Below are 15899 nucleotides of genomic sequence, written 5' to 3'. Positions count from 1 at the left end.
GATAGAGTAAACTAACAATGTGTGTAGTTTGGAGTGATGAGAATGGGGAAGCCAACTGGTTTTATGGAATATAAACGAGAGAGTCCTGCAAAAAAAGATCCATTTGAAAGAACGAAAAATTGGCAAGAATTTCAGTTGTTAATGCCAGAGGCAAAATTAAGAGAGCAAGGTGCTCGTTGCATGGATTGTGGAGTACCATTTTGCCAAGCGGGAACATCAGTACCTGGCTCTGCAGATATCGGTTGTCCTGTTTATAACTTAATTCCTGAGTGGAACGATCTTGTATATCGTGGGAAATGGCGTGAGGCTCTTGAAAGACTTCATAAGACAAACAATTTTCCGGAGTTTACAGGACGAGTTTGTCCTGCACCATGCGAAGGTTCTTGTACTGTAGCTATTAGTGATGATCCAGTTTCCATAAAAAGTATTGAATATCACATCGTGGAAAGAGGATTTCAAGAAGGATGGATTACAGCACAACCTCCAAAACAAAGAACTGGTAAGAAAGTTGCGGTTGTCGGTTCTGGGCCAGCGGGTCTTGCTGCAGCGGCACAGTTAAATAAAGCAGGTCATTTGGTCACGGTTTTTGAAAGAGAAGATCGGATTGGTGGGTTATTGACATATGGTATACCTGATGTGAAACTAGCATACCAGGTCGTGGAGCGTCGTGTGAAGATCCTTGAAGAAGAAGGCGTCAGCTTTAAACCGAATACAGCTGTTGGCACAGATATCACCTCTGAGCAATTAGAACAGGAGTTTGATGCTGTCATTCTTTGTACCGGTGCGACAAAGCCACGTGAAGTTGAGGTAGAGGGCCATTCTCTTAAGGGAATTCATTTTGCGATGGACTTTTTAACAGCGAATACTAAAAGCTTATTAAACTCAGAACATAGAGATGCCAACTATATTTCTGCTGAAGATCAACATGTCATTGTGATCGGTGGAGGGGATACAGGTGCAGACTGTATTACGACATCCGTCAGACATGGTGCTGCATCAATTACTCAATTTGATATAAACCGTCAAAAGGGTGAAGATCGCACGGCTGATAATCCGTGGCCACTATTCCCTTATGTTCATCAAATTGAAGATGGCCATAAAGAAGCATTTGCGGTATACGGCGAAGATCCGCGTGCTTATCAATTGATGACGACGAAGTTTGTTGGAGATGAGAATGGGCATGTAAAGGAACTCCATACGATTGCAGTTGAAACGACGGTACAAGAAGATGGAGTCAAATTACGTACGCCTATTGAAGGGTCTGAAAAGGTTTGGAAAGCGGATTTAGTATTGTTAGCAGTTGGATTTACAGGACCTGAACAGGAATTAATTGACCAAATGCAGCTTGAAACAACTAAGAGGCAAACAGTTAAAGCTGAATATGGTCAATATGCGACAAATAAAGCTGGAGTATTCGCAGCTGGGGATAACCGTCGTGGGCAAAGTCTAGTAGTATGGGCGATTCATGAAGGTCGAGAAGCGGCAAGGGAATGTGATCGTTACTTGATGGGAAGTTCAAATTTACCTTAATGACACATAATATTCAGTAAGTTTGTCGTAGCGTTTTCATAGGTTTCATGAGAAAATAGAGAGAGTGAAAAATTGAATCTATGAAAGGGCGTGTTTACGATGATGCCATGGGTGAAACGTGGACTCGTAATCTCATCTGCCCTCCTGACATTAGGCTTATTTGTTCCACCGAATGAATATGTCAAAGATGTGCAAGCTCAAGCACCTTCAAAGTCTTTGGGAGATAGTAGTGAGAAACCACTTATTTACAAAGTTAATGAAACAAGTTATGAATTGTATCACGATGTCTTACCATTAAGTACCGATCATTACATCCACAGAGATTCGTCTTCTGCTGAGATTTTTACTGATTTTGTTATGAATTATACGTATGATTTGAGCTTAATGAAATTCGGCTCTACGATAGCTGCTAAGATTGAACAGCCGTTTGCAGAGACGATCCTTCCAAAGTTAAAAGATGTTGTTATAAAGACAACAATGGATTTAACAAAGGAAGAGTGGGAACAAGTCAAGTTATCGAAACATCCTGCATCTGGATTAGGTGAAAAAATTGTTCATATCTACAATGAAGAGAGTGGAGAAGACCTGCTTCGTTTCCATGTTAGACGTGATCAACCACCTAAACAAGGATTTATGTTTAATTTTCATTATCATACTTACGCAGATGAATTTGAAAAACATCATGATCTTGGAAGCATTTATTGGGGAAAGAATAGTCCTCCACAATGGATGTCTGAAAACCGTATCTAAATTTAGATACGGTTTTTTTATAGTTTTTGTTTCAATCCACTGACAATATACAAAAGAGATGATAAAATAGACCTATAAACAATTAGTATTTTATCATACTTAAGGATGAATTCATTTAATTCGTTAATGGGAGAAAAGAGTGGTATTGATGAGTAAACAAACAGCTATTATTGTTCTTTCAATAATTATGTTTATTAGTGTGTGGGTAATCGTGATTGTTCAATTTAGTACGAAACAAGAGGTTGTATCTTTAGAAGTGACTTTGGTTGAAGGAGAGAGCGAACATGAGCGGGCAATACCTCTTCCAAATACGATCGAACAGGGCTCAGTTCAAGAAGATGTGAACAATGAAGAGGGTAAAATTGGTGATTTAGAAGATCCTCTTCCTTCTTCAACAAATCAATTACAAGAAATTGAAGAAACAAACAATAATAAGGGAAGAAATGAATTAACTGATTTACGTTTATACGATTTTAGTGATATTTCTACACCTGCTGGAATTCCGATAGAGGGGATTTTGACAAAATTAAACTTAAATTAAAGAATTCATTATTTTTTAAGAAATTCTCTCTCATCTTTCACATAGTTTTGTTACGATAGAAAGGTAGCAATAGTGAGAAGATGAAGGGGGTTTTTTTATGGAAGTAAAGGCCGATGAGCAAACGAAAACGCGCCCTTCATGGGTCAAGTGGGTACTTCGTATCGTATTAGGTTACGTGGCATTATTAGCTCTAGTCCTAGCTATTACAATCATCGTCATTTTAATAACATTTACCTTAATTGTAATTGATGGGGTAACAGAATCAAGTCGTTTAGGACAATTTTCTGAACAGTATTTAGTCCCAATATCAGAATCTATGTGGAGACTTTTTACATGGTTAGTACCAGGTTTATAGGAGTGATCAAGTGGAAGAAGGTTTACTTTTAGTTATATTTGCAATGGTATTTTTCCTGTTAACAGGAGTATTTGGTGGGATAGGAATCTATTATGCCCTGCATAATAATAAAAAGCGTGCAATCTGGAATCTGGTAATTGGATTCATCTGTATTATTACTTTTATTATTTTCAGTTTCTTAGGAGCGATGCAATAATAGTTTAAAGGAGAATGCACGTGGAATTTATTCAGGCTAAATATAAGACAGGTGTGTATATTGGTGAATTATTAGAAAAGAGAGAGTCTGAACAAAAAGGGTTGATGAAAGTGCTGGCTGTTGTCAAACATCCAACACAAGGAGATCTTCATCAGCCTAAACAATCGGATGTTGCTTATTTTCATCAACGGAAAGCCCTTGCTGAATTTGAAAAAACTTGGGTTCCGCTCGCTACGGTTACGCTATATAAAGGAGAAGTGCCTTCTTATAAGGACTCTTTAAAAACGGCATGGCAAGAAAAATATGATCAGTTATCAACTAAACAAACTCCATTTGCACAGTTGTCGATCCAACATCTAAAAGAATTAAGAACCGAGTACGGCATATAAATGTCGCACTCGGTTTTTAATTTTCCTCAAGAGATGTCCATAAACGTGTACTTAGATCTAATAAAAATAAATCATCAGCATTATCAAGAGAACAACCAGTTAAGGCTTCAATTTTTCTTAAACGGTATAGAAGAGATTGGCGATGAAGATTAAGTGTTCTTGCTGTTTGACTTACATTCCCTTTATTAGCGTGATACGTCATAAAAGTATGGAGCAGATCGATTTGACGTTCTTTGGAATAATGGATCAGCGAGTCAAGCAAGTGTCTAGTCAATTCTGTCAACTCTTCTACACCAACCATCGCCTCTATCATACGGTCGATTTTTGTATCAGCAAAAAGATTTTTACTGCCCTTTCCATTACGTTTCTTTCCTATAGCCAATGCTTTTTTAGCTTCATGATAACTTTCATAAAAAAGGTGATACCCATACTGCTTACTAATTCCCCAGCTTAAGCGAATTGAAGGATATAAAAAGATCAGTCTTTCATCAAGTGCTTGGATATATCTAAAAGCCGTTTCTGTGGCTTGATCATGTAATACCTCTAAAAAAATAATAAACTCTTCATTTTGATAAGTAATCATAGCTTTAAGAGTGTGTTTTTTGGCAATTTGCTCTGCTTCTTCTTCCATCTGTCTAATTTGCTGGTGGAGCCAATGGTCATATGATATATCTACTTCTTTTTTTTGATCATACATAAGCTTTAAATATTCAGGTGTAGCAACAAGAGCGACATAAGGGAGGTTCAGTCGATACCCAAGTGATTTAGCACGTGATTGTAAGGTTTCATTCACATGTGTTCCGCCCTTAGCTATTTCCCAAACAAAGTCATCACGTAATAACCATTCGGTTTCTTTAATGGCTTGCTCATGTAAAAAGAACAATGCGATTGCTGTTGTAACGTGTTTGACTAAGCGAATCCATTCTTTGTGCTCTTTTTCACTAAAAGGTTTTGGACCGAAACCTCCAACAACTAAGTATCCTTGGAGTTGATCTTTCGATTCAATTTCAAGCATAAATGCATGTTCTGCCCCATATTGAAACCATTCTAGTGAGGGGTGTTGTTGTGAGATAATGCCTGTTTCAATAAGACGGTTGTGTAAGGCTTGTGAAAAATATTGTTTCATAGTAGGTGTAACACGAACACATTCCCCACGCAGACTTCCTCGATTATCCGTGATAAACACGGGAGCGGAGATGGTATTGGATACATGGTCGCACACATCTTGAATCTTTTTTCCCTTTAAGATGAAATCAAGTAATGTTTGTTGCATCGATTCAATCTGGTTATAGTGAGCTCGTTTTTTTTGATCAAGCATCTTTAAGGATTGTTGAATGATATCTGAAAAACGTACATCCCAATCTATCTCAAGTAATATAAAATTCTCTGCTTTTGCTTTTTTGATCATTGCTTTTGGAATTTCTTTAATGAATTTCCCTTTTGCAATCGCCAAGCCTGCAGCTTTAGCATTGATAATGTCTTGAATAAAAGTTGATAACAGAGCTTCATTATCGCCTAAGCCAACACCCGTTGTAAGTACGAACTCATCTGGCCGTACAAATTGTTCAACCGGCGCCTCGATTACCGATACCCACTCAACGTTTTGGGCAGAAAGATCAACTGATGTATGAATAATGGCCTTTTTCAGTAGAGGTAATGATGTCACTTCATCCATCGTCAAATTCATGTAATTGCCCCCTCTCTTTATTATTGTAAAAGATAGCCAATGACTTCAGCAATATTTTTCTGAACATTTGTATAATTTATCTAAAAGGTTGGATGAAACTTCATACAGTTTGACGAATGCTTTTTATGTTCAATGAAACGTAGGATGGAGGTATAGATAGAAAGGAGCGGATGACTAATGAAAAATTCACTAATTAATAATGCTACCAAAAGTGTATGGTCTGGAGAAAAAGAGGCTCTCGTTCACGGTGCGTCGCAAGTACCGGTTGTCAATAGTGTCGCTTATACGTATGACGACATTGATGAATGGTATGAAGTGGCAATAGGAAAGAAAAAGGGGCATATATATGGCCGAAATACGAACCCTACTGTTCAAGCTTTTGAAGAAAAATTGAGAATATTAGAGAATGGAGAAGCTTGTACGAGTTTTTCAACAGGGATGGCTGCGATATCGAATTCACTTTTAACTTTCTTAACACCAGGAGATCGAGTTGTTTCACTTAAAGATACGTATGGCGGTACAAATAAAATTTTTAGTGAGTTTCTTCCGAGACTTCAAATAGAAGTTACTCTTGTAGATACAGGGGATCACGAACAAATGGAGCGAGAAATTGCAAAAGGGTGTAAGATCGTCTATTTAGAAACCCCGACGAACCCAACTGTAAAAATTACAAATATTGATCGTATGGCGAAAGCGGCTAAAGAAGTGGGCGCGATGACATTTGTAGATAATACGTTTGCAACACCTATCAATCAACAACCACTTCATCTTGGAGCGGATTTAGTGTTGCATAGTGCGACCAAGTTTTTAGGGGGCCATGCAGATGCGCTAGGAGGGGCTGCAGTAGGTAAAAAAGATTTAGTGGAGAAAATTTATCATTATCGAGAAATTAATGGTGCAACAATGGACCCAAATGCTGCTTATTTATTATTAAGAGGGATGAAAACATTGAAATTACGAGTTGACCAACAACAGAAAAATGCACAAATAATAGCTGAATTCCTTCAAGGTCATGAAAAAGTAGAAGCTGTTTATTATCCAGGTTTAAAAGATCATCGCCACCATGATATCGCTAGCCGACAAATGACTGGTTTTGGCGGGATGTTAAGTTTTGCACTAAAGGGAGAACTTGACGCAGTCAGACAATTCCTTCCGAAATTAAAATATGCGCATAAAGCTGCTAACTTAGGAGCTGTTGAGACGACTGTTGGACCGGCGAGAACCACAAGCCATGTTGAGAATACACCGGAGGAGAGAGCGGCACTCGGCATACCTGAAGGATTAGTAAGGTATTCAGCTGGAATTGAAGATAGTACTGACTTACTCAATGACCTCGCTCAAGCATTAGATGCGATCGAGTAGACGTTCACGCTCGTATAATAAGGGGTGATAGTAAAATGACACATAAAATTGCTCTAATTGGATTTGGTAATGTTGGTCAGGGCGTCGTACGTTTAATTAAAGAAAAAGAATCTCTGTTAAAACAGGTCTATCAAAGTGAATTTGAAGTAGTATCTATCTCCGATTTACACAAAGGCTCGCTTCATTGCGAAAATGGCTTGAACATTGATGATGTAATACATTCTATACAACAGGATGGAACTCTTCATTATTATCCTGATCATGAAGGCTTAGTGCGTGGACTTTCAAGTGAGGATACGATTAAGAAAACGAATGCAGATACCATTGTTGAAATGACTTATACAAATGTTCATACTGGTCAACCGGCTATTGACCATTGTAAATTAGCATTTAATCATAAACGACATGTTGTCATGACGAATAAAGGTCCAGTCGCACTTGCTAAACAAGAATTAGAAGCATTAGCAAAAGAAAATGGAGTGAACATTTTTTATGAAGGGGCAGTGATGAGTGGAACTCCTGCTATTAGAATGCCGAAAATGACTCTTAGAGGCAATGAGTTTTTAAGTGTAAAGGGCATTTTAAATGGTACGACGAATTACATTTTAACACAAATGGAAGATGGATCCGCTTATGAGGAAGCACTTTCATCAGCTCAAGAGCTAGGCTATGCTGAAGCTGATCCAACAAGTGATGTGGGTGGATTTGATGTTCTTTATAAGGTGCTTATTTTAGCATCAGAATTATTTGGTGTTTCTTTAAAAAAAGAAGAGGTTCCTTGTGTTGGCATAAGTGAAATCACACAGGCTGATATCAAACAAGCGAAAGCGGAAGGAAAGCGCTGGAAACTTATAGGGGCTATTGAGAAAACGGAAAGTGGGGTTAATGCATATGTAAGACCTCTCAAATTACCTCTTTCTGATCCGTTATCTTCCATTAGTGGTGCTACAAATGCGATTACGTATGATTGCGATGTTTCTGGTCCAATTACTCTCGTTGGAGCTGGTGCTGGCATCAAAGAAACGGCATTTGCTGTATTAATTGATTTACTTCATCTAAACAAAAAATTAAGGTGAACTGTAGAAGAGGGGTGATAGTATGAAAAAACAAATTGTGCAAGAGGGCATGTTGCTTGGTGGTAAATGGCAAAGACGTGAGGAAACGATTGAAGTATTTGATCCAGGTAATGGTCAATGTGTGGCAACTGTACCAAAAGCAAGTGCAGAGGATATGAGAGAGGCGATTCACCAAGCAAAAAATGGCGCAAGGGTCGCTAAAGACCTTCCCATTCATAAAAGGCAATCCATTCTAATGGATGTTGCATCTTATATAGAAGAGCATAAAACGCTCTTTGCAGAAACGATCGTGCTAGAGAGCAGTAAAACAATAACAGAAGCAAGACGAGAGGTAGGACGATGCATAGAGACAATTCGTTTAAGTGCAGAAGAAGCTAGACGGATAACAGGGGAGACCATTCCATTCTCGCAAATGCCAGGTCATGAATCACGAATAGGGTATATCTCGCGCTGCCCGATTGGAATCATTGCAGCTATCACTCCTTTTAATGATCCGTTGAACTTAGTCGCACATAAAGTTGGTCCAGCCATCGCTTCAGGAAATGCCGTGATTGTTAAACCTTCAAGTGAGACACCCTTAAGTGCGATTAGACTTGCAGAGGCATTTATGGAAGCAGGCTTGCCAGATGGAATTCTCTCAGTGATTACAGGTAGTGGCCGTGAAGTTGGGGATGAATTAATTACATCAGATGATGTTCGGTTTGTTTCCTTTACGGGAGGGTTTGATACCGGAGAAGCGATTACCCGAAAAGCAGGGGTTAAAAAAATGGCTATGGAACTTGGCTCGAATGCTCCGACTATCATTTTAAGCGATGCGGATCTCGATGAAGCCATACATTCAACCGTTTCTGGTGCATTTGGGGTAGCTGGTCAAAACTGTATAGGTGTGCAACGAATTTACGTAGAGCAGTCCGTCTACTACGATTTCACTGAAAAATTTATTGAAGTTACGAAACGGTTAAAAGTAGGTGACAAACGAGAAGAATCAACTGATATAGGTCCGATGATTTCTGAACGAGAAGCAAGGCGTGTTAAATCATGGATTGAAGAAGCTTGTAAAAAAGGAGCGACTTTGCATTGTGGAGGGGAGAGAAAGGGTGCGTATTTAACTCCAGCGGTACTGACTAACGTCGGACAAAACGAAAAAGTAGTGAAGGAAGAGATATTTGGTCCTGTGGTTGTCATCACTCCAGTTGAATCCCTTATGGAAGCAACCCGCTTAGCGAATGATAGCTGTTACGGACTACAAGCAGGTATTTTCACTTCCAATTTAGAATCAGCCTTTTATGCAATTCAAGAATTAGAAGTAGGTGGTGTCATGGTAAACGATAGTAGTGATGTGAGAATTGATGGGATGCCTTTTGGGGGAGTGAAGCGCTCTGGGTTAGGGCGAGAAGGAATAAAATATGCAATTGATGCAATGACCGAGGAAAAGGTTGTTTCCTTCAAGCTTAAAAGATAATAAAAAGTTAAAAGTAGCAATGGTTTTTATTTAGGTGGGGGTGGAAGGATGTTTTCTCTAGCGGAATATGAAGAGCGTTTACGGAAAACGAAAGTGAAAATGGTTGAGAGTGGGATTGATGTCTTATTAATCTCCAACCCCTCTAATATGTATTACCTAACGAACTACAATGCATGGAGTTTCTATGTTCACCAAATGATGATTGTTACGTTAGAAGATTCGCAGCCAATCTGGATCGGAAGACAAATGGATGCGACAAGTGTTGCGAAAACAACATGGCTAGATGAAAACCATATTATTTCTTATCCAGATTATTACGTTCAATCAAGTGAAAGACATCCAATGGATTTTGTAGTAAAGATCATTGAAGAAATTGGGCAAAGTAAAAGACGAATCGGCCTGGAAATGGATGCTCATTACTTTACGGCTGCTTGCTATACAAAGCTGCAAAGTGGTCTTCCAGAGGCTGAATTCAAAGATGCCACCGTTCTTGTTAACCGTGTCAGATTAATAAAATCCGACCAAGAGCTAATCTATATGAGAAGGGCTGCGAGTATTGTGGAAGGAGCGATGCAAGCTGCATATGATCAACTTGCTGTAGGAGTGAGAGAATGCGATGTTGCAGCTGCCATTTATAAAGCGCAAATTCAAGGGCTAGATGAACATGGGGGGGATTATCCTTCTATTGTTCCCATGCTGCCAACAAATGAAAATACATCGTGTCCGCATCTAACGTTTAGTGAGAGACGTTACAAAAAGGGCGATTTTTTAACAGTAGAAATAGCAGGGGTTTATAAACGTTATCATGCACCTCTTGCTAGAACAATTGCTATAGGAAACGCGCCATCACACGTAAAGGAATTGTCTAAAGTGGTCCAAGAAGGAATTGAGAAAACCCTCGACATTATTGCTCCTGGTATCACAGCAGAAGAAGTGGAGCGAACATGGAGTGATGCGATTGCAAAATACGGTTATCAAAAAAGTTCTCGACTAGGTTATTCAATAGGCGCAAGTTTTCCACCGGATTGGGGAGAGCATACAATTAGCTTTCGAACAGGTGACAAATCTATCTTAAAGCCTAATATGACCTTCCATCTCATGCCAGGAATTTGGTATGAATCTTACGGCGTTGAAATAACCGAATCGATTGTCATTACGAAAAAAGGGGTTGAAACGCTCACTAATTTTTCTCGAGACTTATATGAGAAACCGATTATTGAATCAGCTCTATAGTGAAGAAAGCACTAATTTCAATTAGTGCTTTCTTTCGCTTTACGAAAAAAAGCAATGACGATTGTGTCTACGGGTGTTAAGATACAAGAAAAGATGATTGAAGGGTAGGAGTAGGAAGTGGAGAAGCGAGCCTTATTGCTTACATATGGTTTAATTTTTTTCGTAATGATTTCTTGGGGGTTAAATGTAGTAATGCTGAAACTATTAGTAGAAGCATTTCCTCCTCAAACAATGACCGCTTTTAGAATTTTAACTGCTGGTATCGTGACCATTCTCATCGTATTATTTGGATCCTCATTTAAATCGTTATCAAAAAGAGAGTGGCGCTATACTTTATTAGGAATGGTGTTTGGTGTCGTGCTTCACCACACATTCTTAGCACAAGGTCTAACAATGATTGATGCATCAAATGCTGTGCTTATATTAGCACTCCTTCCATTAACAACGGCGTTATTTGCGGTCTTTTTTTTAGGAGAAGCACTAACGAAATGGCGTTTATTAGGTATTTGTTTTGCTTTAATTGGGGTATTTTTTATCCAAGGAGGCATTGGGTCTTTCCAGATGGAGAAAGGCGAAGTGTACTTATTTATAGCGATGATTGTGCAAGCCATAAGTTTTATTTTTATTAAAAAGACGACGGCAACACTGGATTCTAAACAAGTAACAGCGATGATGCTTCTATTTGGTTCAATTGGGTTGTTATTGGTTAGTTTAGTAGTAGAGCCTACGGGTGTAGGGAGTATGATGGGAGCACCACCTTTTATTTATATTGTCTTTTTCTTTTCAGCTATAGTAGCAACAGCAGTTGGTCATTTTGTTTTTAATGCAGCCATTCAAAAAATCGGAGCAGGTCAGACAGCAATCTTTAATAACTTTGTTCCTTTTTTCGGTTTAGTGTTTTCTGCTATCTTTTTAAAAGAAACCATTTATTTATACCAGCTAGTAGGCTTCTTATTTATAGTTGCAGGAGTTTTATTTGGTACTGGATATGCAGAAAAACATTGGGTAAGGAAAGTCCCACTACAAGAAAAAAGCATGTAGCGAGGCTACATGCTTTTTTTATTTATGTTATTAACTAACGAAAAAGCTCATTGATGGCTTCATGACTCGGTGAAGCTCTTGTTGTTGCTCTGCAGTTAAAGGGACAAGTGGTAATCTTACAGGTCCTACTTGAACACCATTCAATTCAAGTGCCGCTTTCACTGCAGTAGGGTTTGGAGCCATGAATAATGTGTTCATAACAGGAACCAACTGACGGTGTTGCATAGCAGCAGCTTGGACTTGTCCAGCTAGATAGTGACGAACCATTTGTTGCATTTGATTTCCCACAATATGAGATGCAACTGAGATTACACCAGTACCGCCAATGGCTAGTATAGGTAGAGTCAAGCTATCATCACCGCTATAAAGAGAAAAGCCTTCAGGAGCGTGCTCAATAATCGTGGCAATCGCATCTAAATCACCACTTGCTTCTTTCGTGGAAACAATGTTTGTAATTTGTGCTAAGCGTAATGTTGTTTCTACACTTAAAGTGACTGCACTACGTCCTGGGATGTTATAGAGCATAACGGGAAGTGTAGTCGCTTCAGCAATTGTTTTAAAATGTTGATACAGCCCTTCTTGAGAAGGCTTGTTATAGTATGGTGCGACTAGCATGATGCCATTTACACCAAGTGCTTGTGCCTTTTTGGTAAGTTCCATTGAAGCAGCGGTATTGTTTGAGCCAGTTCCAGCGATAACAGGAATTTTTCCATTCACTTCTTCAACTACGGTTTTAAATAATTGTAATTTTTCTTCTGTCGTTAATGTTGGAGATTCACCAGTCGTTCCACCAACGACTAATGCATCGGAACCATTTTCCATAAGGTGTTGTACCAGTTTTTTGGTTGATTCAACACAGAGCTCGCCTTGTTGGTTAAATGGAGTTACCATCGCAGTAAGTATTCGTCCAAAATTCATCCTATTCACCCTCAATTCGTATTAATGTCTTTCATTTCTGAGTGGGCTATGTGCCTAAAGCACAAAAAAACAACAATGAGGCAGTCTCATTGTTGCATGGACATGTTGTGGCTGCACAATCATTCCAATGCGTGAGATAGCCCTCCACGTAACAAAATTGTTACATGACAGTCCTGCATTTATTAAATACAGTCCCAGCGTAAAAAGAAATGAGTATTCCTACGCTTCGGCAACTATCCCTTTCAACGTGTTTCAAAGGAGCTCATTCTCCTCTACACTTTTACTAATGATAACTGCGCCTCTACCCTCACTTCAGTATGTGAAGTAAAGATTATTGATTTTGTGAGTTAACCTTATCAAAACTTTTAAATGAATGCAATCACTTTGTCCAAAATTCCTCAATTTACATATCTTTCATGGTTAAAAGTCGTCTGCTTTACTTGTAATTTATTAAGAAGTTGATCAAGTTCTTGACTACATTTTACTGTTTCTTTATGAGTAAAACCATGTTTTTTTGCAAGGATTAACATTTGTCTACGTTTTAATTCAATTTTTAGACGTAACATACTTTTCAACTCCCTTCATATTAGCATTTTTTACCGTTTCTCCGAAGTGTATGGTTTGTAAGTCAGTTCTCTTTTTTCACATAGAGATTATTATACCCATTCTAAAAAAGTTGAAAAGCAATTCTGCTAAAGTAGTCATAAAAGGTGAAAAATAGTAAAGGTTCGACAAACATTTTAGGGGTAAATGGGAAATGAAGGGAGGAGCTTTAGCTCATGCCTGAATTGGAAACAACCTTTTTTTGTTTACTGGTGTCGATCTTAGCGAAGTCGTAAACACTATTTATAAGGAGGGGATTATGAAGAAAATCATGCTTATATTGCTTGCACTAATGTGCATGACTGGATGTACCATAGAACAAAAATCGACTCTTGGTGCAAATGCCGATCGTGAAGAAGGCTTTAGTGGATATGGAGTTAAAAGAATGAAAGGCTGGGAAGGTCCATTAATGGATATGATGGTCCCAGATGCTGCACCTAAAGGCATTACAGATTCAGTGACGCGGATAAATAATCGATACGATTATGTCTCAGGGAACCGCGATTTAGGTATGGAACATGAAGGTACGGGTACGGGGCATTCTGGTGCGAAAATTTTAAATAACAGACCAGGTATGCTTAGAGATAAAACAACTCATTCAGATCATATTAAACGTGATATGAAGAATGGCCAAAAAATCTTAACAACTAAACAAGACAAACGTCATTTAAAAGAAACAATTGAATCCTTTGAAGAAGTGGAGCAGGTGTATATCCTTGCTGATGATCAAACACTAGTAATTGGAGTAGTAGCCGATCAGACGAATCTCCAATCTTTAAAACAAATGGTGGAGGAAGTAGCTCACGGTTACTATCCCACTCATCAGATCATCGTCACAGCTGATCGTCAGTTTTTAAGAAGAATGAATCGACTCCAAGATTAAAAGGCATGCATCAGCATGCCTTTTAATGCTTGTTTTGATATCTCACTTTAGTAAAAACCATATTCCTCTGCCAATGACATATATTCTCGCTCCAAAAGCTTATGCGCCATAATGATATTCTCATAATGAACGCGAGCATTTTCTGCTTGTCTAGGATCGATAGGCTCTCTCATGTCATCAATTACTCTTTCTAAATTTGTTAACTCTGTTATAAAGGAAAGGTGTATTTGATGAAATCCTTCAAATTCATGAGGGATCCGAAGGTCATGAAACCTCTCACTGTTGTTTTTAATCGAATGAATCGTACTCAACACTGAAGTTTTAGAATCGTTATTTAACGTTTTCTGCTGAAGAATTGGAGCAATTACTTCAAAGTGATTAATGGTTTCTTCTAAATAAAAGGCTGCTTCTTTTGCGTAGGCTAATAACTCTGTGTCAGCACGATGAAGAACTCTATTTTGATCTGTATTGTTAGAAAATCTTTGTGCACCTAATGTACCCTCTTGTTCGTTTTGTTTTATATCATGTATAAGGTCAGAACTATTATCTTGCATACATCCCGTAACGATTACAAATGTACTTGTCATCAGGAGGATCATTTTTTTGTTCAACTTATCACCTCATTCGTTCTATTAACCAAAGTATGTAACGAAAAAGGAAAAAATATGCATGTAACCTCTCTTCTGTTCATAAGTTGGTACAAAGCGAATGGGAGGGATACGCATGCTTATTTTTTTAGTACTCCTGTTTTTTTCATTGTTTTTTGGTGTGATGATGCTTGGCAATCATATGTCTCATGTTTTCGAACAACTTCTCGAACAGAAAGCGAATGAAACATTAGCACGTATTGATCAATCTTTAAATGACGAAAATAAGGGATAATGACCAAAGCAGAAGGATCACAGTTCTTCTGCTTTTTTATATGGAGAAGTAAAGTTATATAAGCTTAACTATTTGAAAGAAAGAAGCCATTTGATTAGAATAGGAAAAAAGGGTATTGAATTGGAGTGGTAAGTAGTGAAATTAATCGCAATTGATATGGATGGCACATTATTAAATGATGAACGGAAAGTAACAGCCGAGAATGCTGATGCGATAAAGCAAGCTCAAAAAAAGGGGATAGAGGTAGTGATTGCGACTGGACGTGATGATAAAGAAGCAAGGATCCCTTTGCAAGAAGCTAAATTAAGTTGTCCGGTCATCAGTGTAAACGGAGCCGAGATACAAACTGAAAAAGGGGAAGTACTAAAGGTCGTATCCCTTGATAGCTCTATAGTTAAAAAGACGATGGAAATCCTACATAAGCATGATGTTTATTACGAATTATATACAAATAAAGGTGCCTTCACAGATAACTACGAAAGAGGGATCGAAACAGTCATTGATGTTCTTCAGTCTGCGGGTTCAAGTGATTCCATCGAGGAAATGACTAGAATTGCAGAAGAACGTTATGAAACAGGTGCTGTTACCCATATTGAGGATTATAAAGCCCTGTTTAATGATTCATCCATTCATTTCTACAAAGTATTAGCCTTTTCAAAGAATGATCAAAGCCGTAATGCAGCGAAAGATAAATTATTGTCCTTCTCTAACTTAGCAATCAGTTCATCTGCTTCGGATAACATTGAAATTACTCATGTGGAAGCACAAAAGGGGATTGCTGTAAGACAATTCGCAGAACAAAAGGGAATTTCTTTAGAAGATGTTATGGTTATAGGTGATAACGGGAATGATCTATCTATGTTTGAGATTGCAGGACATGCTGTAGCTATGGGAAATGCAATAAAAGAAGTAAAAGATATTGCAAATGAGATTACGGCTACAAATGATGAAAGTGGAGTAGCTAAGGCGATTTTAAAACAACTGTAAATTG

The 15899-nt window shown here is 38.3% G+C and carries 18 protein-coding genes and 1 riboswitch; of the genes, 14 read left to right on the top strand and 4 right to left on the bottom strand.

Going from position 1 to position 15899, the window contains the following annotated elements; genetic code table 11:
- Nucleotides 1–42: 42 nt before the first annotated feature.
- From AB3N04_RS01730 to kapB, 6 genes are all read left to right on the top strand, one after another.
- On the top strand, nt 43–1530 hold the full coding sequence (locus AB3N04_RS01730) for a glutamate synthase subunit beta (protein WP_368504435.1): 1488 nt from the start codon (nt 43–45) through the stop codon (nt 1528–1530).
- 99 nt (nt 1531–1629) lie between these two features.
- Nucleotides 1630–2280 (top strand): YpjP family protein, encoded by a 651-nt coding sequence (locus AB3N04_RS01725; protein WP_317120845.1) that lies wholly within the window; start codon nt 1630–1632, stop codon nt 2278–2280.
- Nucleotides 2281–2428: 148 nt separating this feature from the next.
- Nucleotides 2429–2821, top strand: coding sequence for a hypothetical protein (locus tag AB3N04_RS01720; RefSeq protein WP_368504434.1), 393 nt, complete (start codon nt 2429–2431; stop codon nt 2819–2821).
- A 97-nt stretch (nt 2822–2918) separates the two neighbouring features.
- Nucleotides 2919–3176 (top strand): hypothetical protein, encoded by a 258-nt coding sequence (locus AB3N04_RS01715; protein WP_368504433.1) that lies wholly within the window; start codon nt 2919–2921, stop codon nt 3174–3176.
- A gap of 10 nt (nt 3177–3186) precedes the next feature.
- Entirely contained in the window at nt 3187–3372 is a 186-nt protein-coding gene (locus AB3N04_RS01710) for a hypothetical protein (RefSeq protein WP_317120848.1), read from the top strand.
- Between the two features lie 14 nt (nt 3373–3386).
- A complete protein-coding gene (gene kapB / locus AB3N04_RS01705; protein ID WP_368504432.1) occupies nt 3387–3761 on the top strand; it encodes a sporulation phosphorelay system protein KapB in 375 nt (124 codons plus the stop codon).
- Nucleotides 3762–3777: 16 nt separating this feature from the next.
- Here the strand turns inward: kapB and AB3N04_RS01700 are convergent, their stop codons facing one another.
- Nucleotides 3778–5448, bottom strand: a complete 1671-nt coding sequence (locus AB3N04_RS01700) for a PucR family transcriptional regulator (protein WP_368504431.1) — start codon at nt 5446–5448, stop codon at nt 3778–3780.
- Between the two features lie 177 nt (nt 5449–5625).
- Here AB3N04_RS01700 and AB3N04_RS01695 point away from each other — a divergent pair, with 177 nt between their 5' ends.
- From AB3N04_RS01695 to AB3N04_RS01675, 5 genes are all read left to right on the top strand, one after another.
- Nucleotides 5626–6810 carry a cystathionine gamma-synthase family protein gene (locus AB3N04_RS01695; protein ID WP_368504430.1) on the top strand — a complete coding sequence of 395 codons (1185 nt, stop codon included), beginning with the start codon at nt 5626–5628 and terminating at the stop codon, nt 6808–6810.
- A 35-nt stretch (nt 6811–6845) separates the two neighbouring features.
- Nucleotides 6846–7886 (top strand): homoserine dehydrogenase, encoded by a 1041-nt coding sequence (locus AB3N04_RS01690; RefSeq protein WP_368504429.1) that lies wholly within the window; start codon nt 6846–6848, stop codon nt 7884–7886.
- A gap of 22 nt (nt 7887–7908) precedes the next feature.
- On the top strand, nt 7909–9348 hold the full coding sequence (locus AB3N04_RS01685; RefSeq protein ID WP_368504428.1) for an aldehyde dehydrogenase family protein: 1440 nt from the start codon (nt 7909–7911) through the stop codon (nt 9346–9348).
- 48 nt (nt 9349–9396) lie between these two features.
- The gene (locus AB3N04_RS01680; protein WP_368504427.1) at nt 9397–10581 is read left to right on the top strand and encodes a M24 family metallopeptidase; all 1185 of its coding nucleotides are present in this window, start codon (nt 9397–9399) and stop codon (nt 10579–10581) included.
- A gap of 117 nt (nt 10582–10698) precedes the next feature.
- Complete coding sequence (locus tag AB3N04_RS01675) at nt 10699–11622, top strand: DMT family transporter (RefSeq protein ID WP_368504425.1); 924 nt, start codon at nt 10699–10701, stop codon at nt 11620–11622.
- A 30-nt stretch (nt 11623–11652) separates the two neighbouring features.
- On the opposite strand, the gene dapA is transcribed toward AB3N04_RS01675, so the two are convergent.
- Nucleotides 11653–12540, bottom strand: a complete 888-nt coding sequence (gene dapA / locus AB3N04_RS01670) for a 4-hydroxy-tetrahydrodipicolinate synthase (RefSeq protein ID WP_368504423.1) — start codon at nt 12538–12540, stop codon at nt 11653–11655.
- A gap of 129 nt (nt 12541–12669) precedes the next feature.
- Nucleotides 12670–12852: riboswitch (Lysine riboswitch) on the bottom strand.
- An 86-nt stretch (nt 12853–12938) separates the two neighbouring features.
- Complete coding sequence (locus tag AB3N04_RS01665) at nt 12939–13106, bottom strand: aspartyl-phosphate phosphatase Spo0E family protein (protein ID WP_368504422.1); 168 nt, start codon at nt 13104–13106, stop codon at nt 12939–12941.
- A 296-nt stretch (nt 13107–13402) separates the two neighbouring features.
- Here AB3N04_RS01665 and AB3N04_RS01660 point away from each other — a divergent pair, with 296 nt between their 5' ends.
- Nucleotides 13403–14026, top strand: coding sequence for a YhcN/YlaJ family sporulation lipoprotein (locus tag AB3N04_RS01660; protein ID WP_368504421.1), 624 nt, complete (start codon nt 13403–13405; stop codon nt 14024–14026).
- Nucleotides 14027–14073: 47 nt separating this feature from the next.
- Here the strand turns inward: AB3N04_RS01660 and AB3N04_RS01655 are convergent, their stop codons facing one another.
- Nucleotides 14074–14637, bottom strand: a complete 564-nt coding sequence (locus AB3N04_RS01655; protein ID WP_368504420.1) for a hypothetical protein — start codon at nt 14635–14637, stop codon at nt 14074–14076.
- A gap of 112 nt (nt 14638–14749) precedes the next feature.
- Here AB3N04_RS01655 and AB3N04_RS01650 point away from each other — a divergent pair, with 112 nt between their 5' ends.
- Together AB3N04_RS01650 and AB3N04_RS01645 are read left to right on the top strand one after the other, a co-directional pair.
- The gene (locus tag AB3N04_RS01650; protein WP_368504419.1) at nt 14750–14908 is read left to right on the top strand and encodes a hypothetical protein; all 159 of its coding nucleotides are present in this window, start codon (nt 14750–14752) and stop codon (nt 14906–14908) included.
- A gap of 135 nt (nt 14909–15043) precedes the next feature.
- On the top strand, nt 15044–15895 hold the full coding sequence (locus tag AB3N04_RS01645) for a Cof-type HAD-IIB family hydrolase (protein WP_368504418.1): 852 nt from the start codon (nt 15044–15046) through the stop codon (nt 15893–15895).
- Nucleotides 15896–15899: the final 4 nt, after the last annotated feature.

Origin of the sequence: Alkalihalophilus sp. As8PL (genome assembly GCF_040939795.1) — a bacterium.
Taxonomy (GTDB): Bacteria; Bacillota; Bacilli; order Bacillales; family Bacillaceae_D; genus Alkalihalophilus; species Alkalihalophilus lindianensis.
Note: the sequence above shows the minus strand (reverse complement) of the source record. Positions and strands in the feature narration are given on the sequence as shown.

Coding starts and splice junctions, on each gene's coding strand:
- AB3N04_RS01730 (WP_368504435.1), top strand. CDS start 43: ATGGGGAAGCCAACTGGTTTTATGGAATATAAACGAGAGAGTCCTGCA.
- AB3N04_RS01690 (WP_368504429.1), top strand. CDS start 6,846: ATGACACATAAAATTGCTCTAATTGGATTTGGTAATGTTGGTCAGGGC.
- AB3N04_RS01700 (WP_368504431.1), bottom strand. CDS start 5,448: ATGAATTTGACGATGGATGAAGTGACATCATTACCTCTACTGAAAAAG.
- AB3N04_RS01650 (WP_368504419.1), top strand. CDS start 14,750: ATGCTTATTTTTTTAGTACTCCTGTTTTTTTCATTGTTTTTTGGTGTG.
- dapA (WP_368504423.1), bottom strand. CDS start 12,540: ATGAATTTTGGACGAATACTTACTGCGATGGTAACTCCATTTAACCAA.
- AB3N04_RS01660 (WP_368504421.1), top strand. CDS start 13,403: ATGAAGAAAATCATGCTTATATTGCTTGCACTAATGTGCATGACTGGA.
- AB3N04_RS01715 (WP_368504433.1), top strand. CDS start 2,919: ATGGAAGTAAAGGCCGATGAGCAAACGAAAACGCGCCCTTCATGGGTC.
- kapB (WP_368504432.1), top strand. CDS start 3,387: ATGCACGTGGAATTTATTCAGGCTAAATATAAGACAGGTGTGTATATT.
- AB3N04_RS01720 (WP_368504434.1), top strand. CDS start 2,429: ATGAGTAAACAAACAGCTATTATTGTTCTTTCAATAATTATGTTTATT.
- AB3N04_RS01725 (WP_317120845.1), top strand. CDS start 1,630: ATGATGCCATGGGTGAAACGTGGACTCGTAATCTCATCTGCCCTCCTG.
- AB3N04_RS01680 (WP_368504427.1), top strand. CDS start 9,397: ATGTTTTCTCTAGCGGAATATGAAGAGCGTTTACGGAAAACGAAAGTG.
- AB3N04_RS01695 (WP_368504430.1), top strand. CDS start 5,626: ATGAAAAATTCACTAATTAATAATGCTACCAAAAGTGTATGGTCTGGA.
- AB3N04_RS01685 (WP_368504428.1), top strand. CDS start 7,909: ATGAAAAAACAAATTGTGCAAGAGGGCATGTTGCTTGGTGGTAAATGG.
- AB3N04_RS01665 (WP_368504422.1), bottom strand. CDS start 13,106: ATGTTACGTCTAAAAATTGAATTAAAACGTAGACAAATGTTAATCCTT.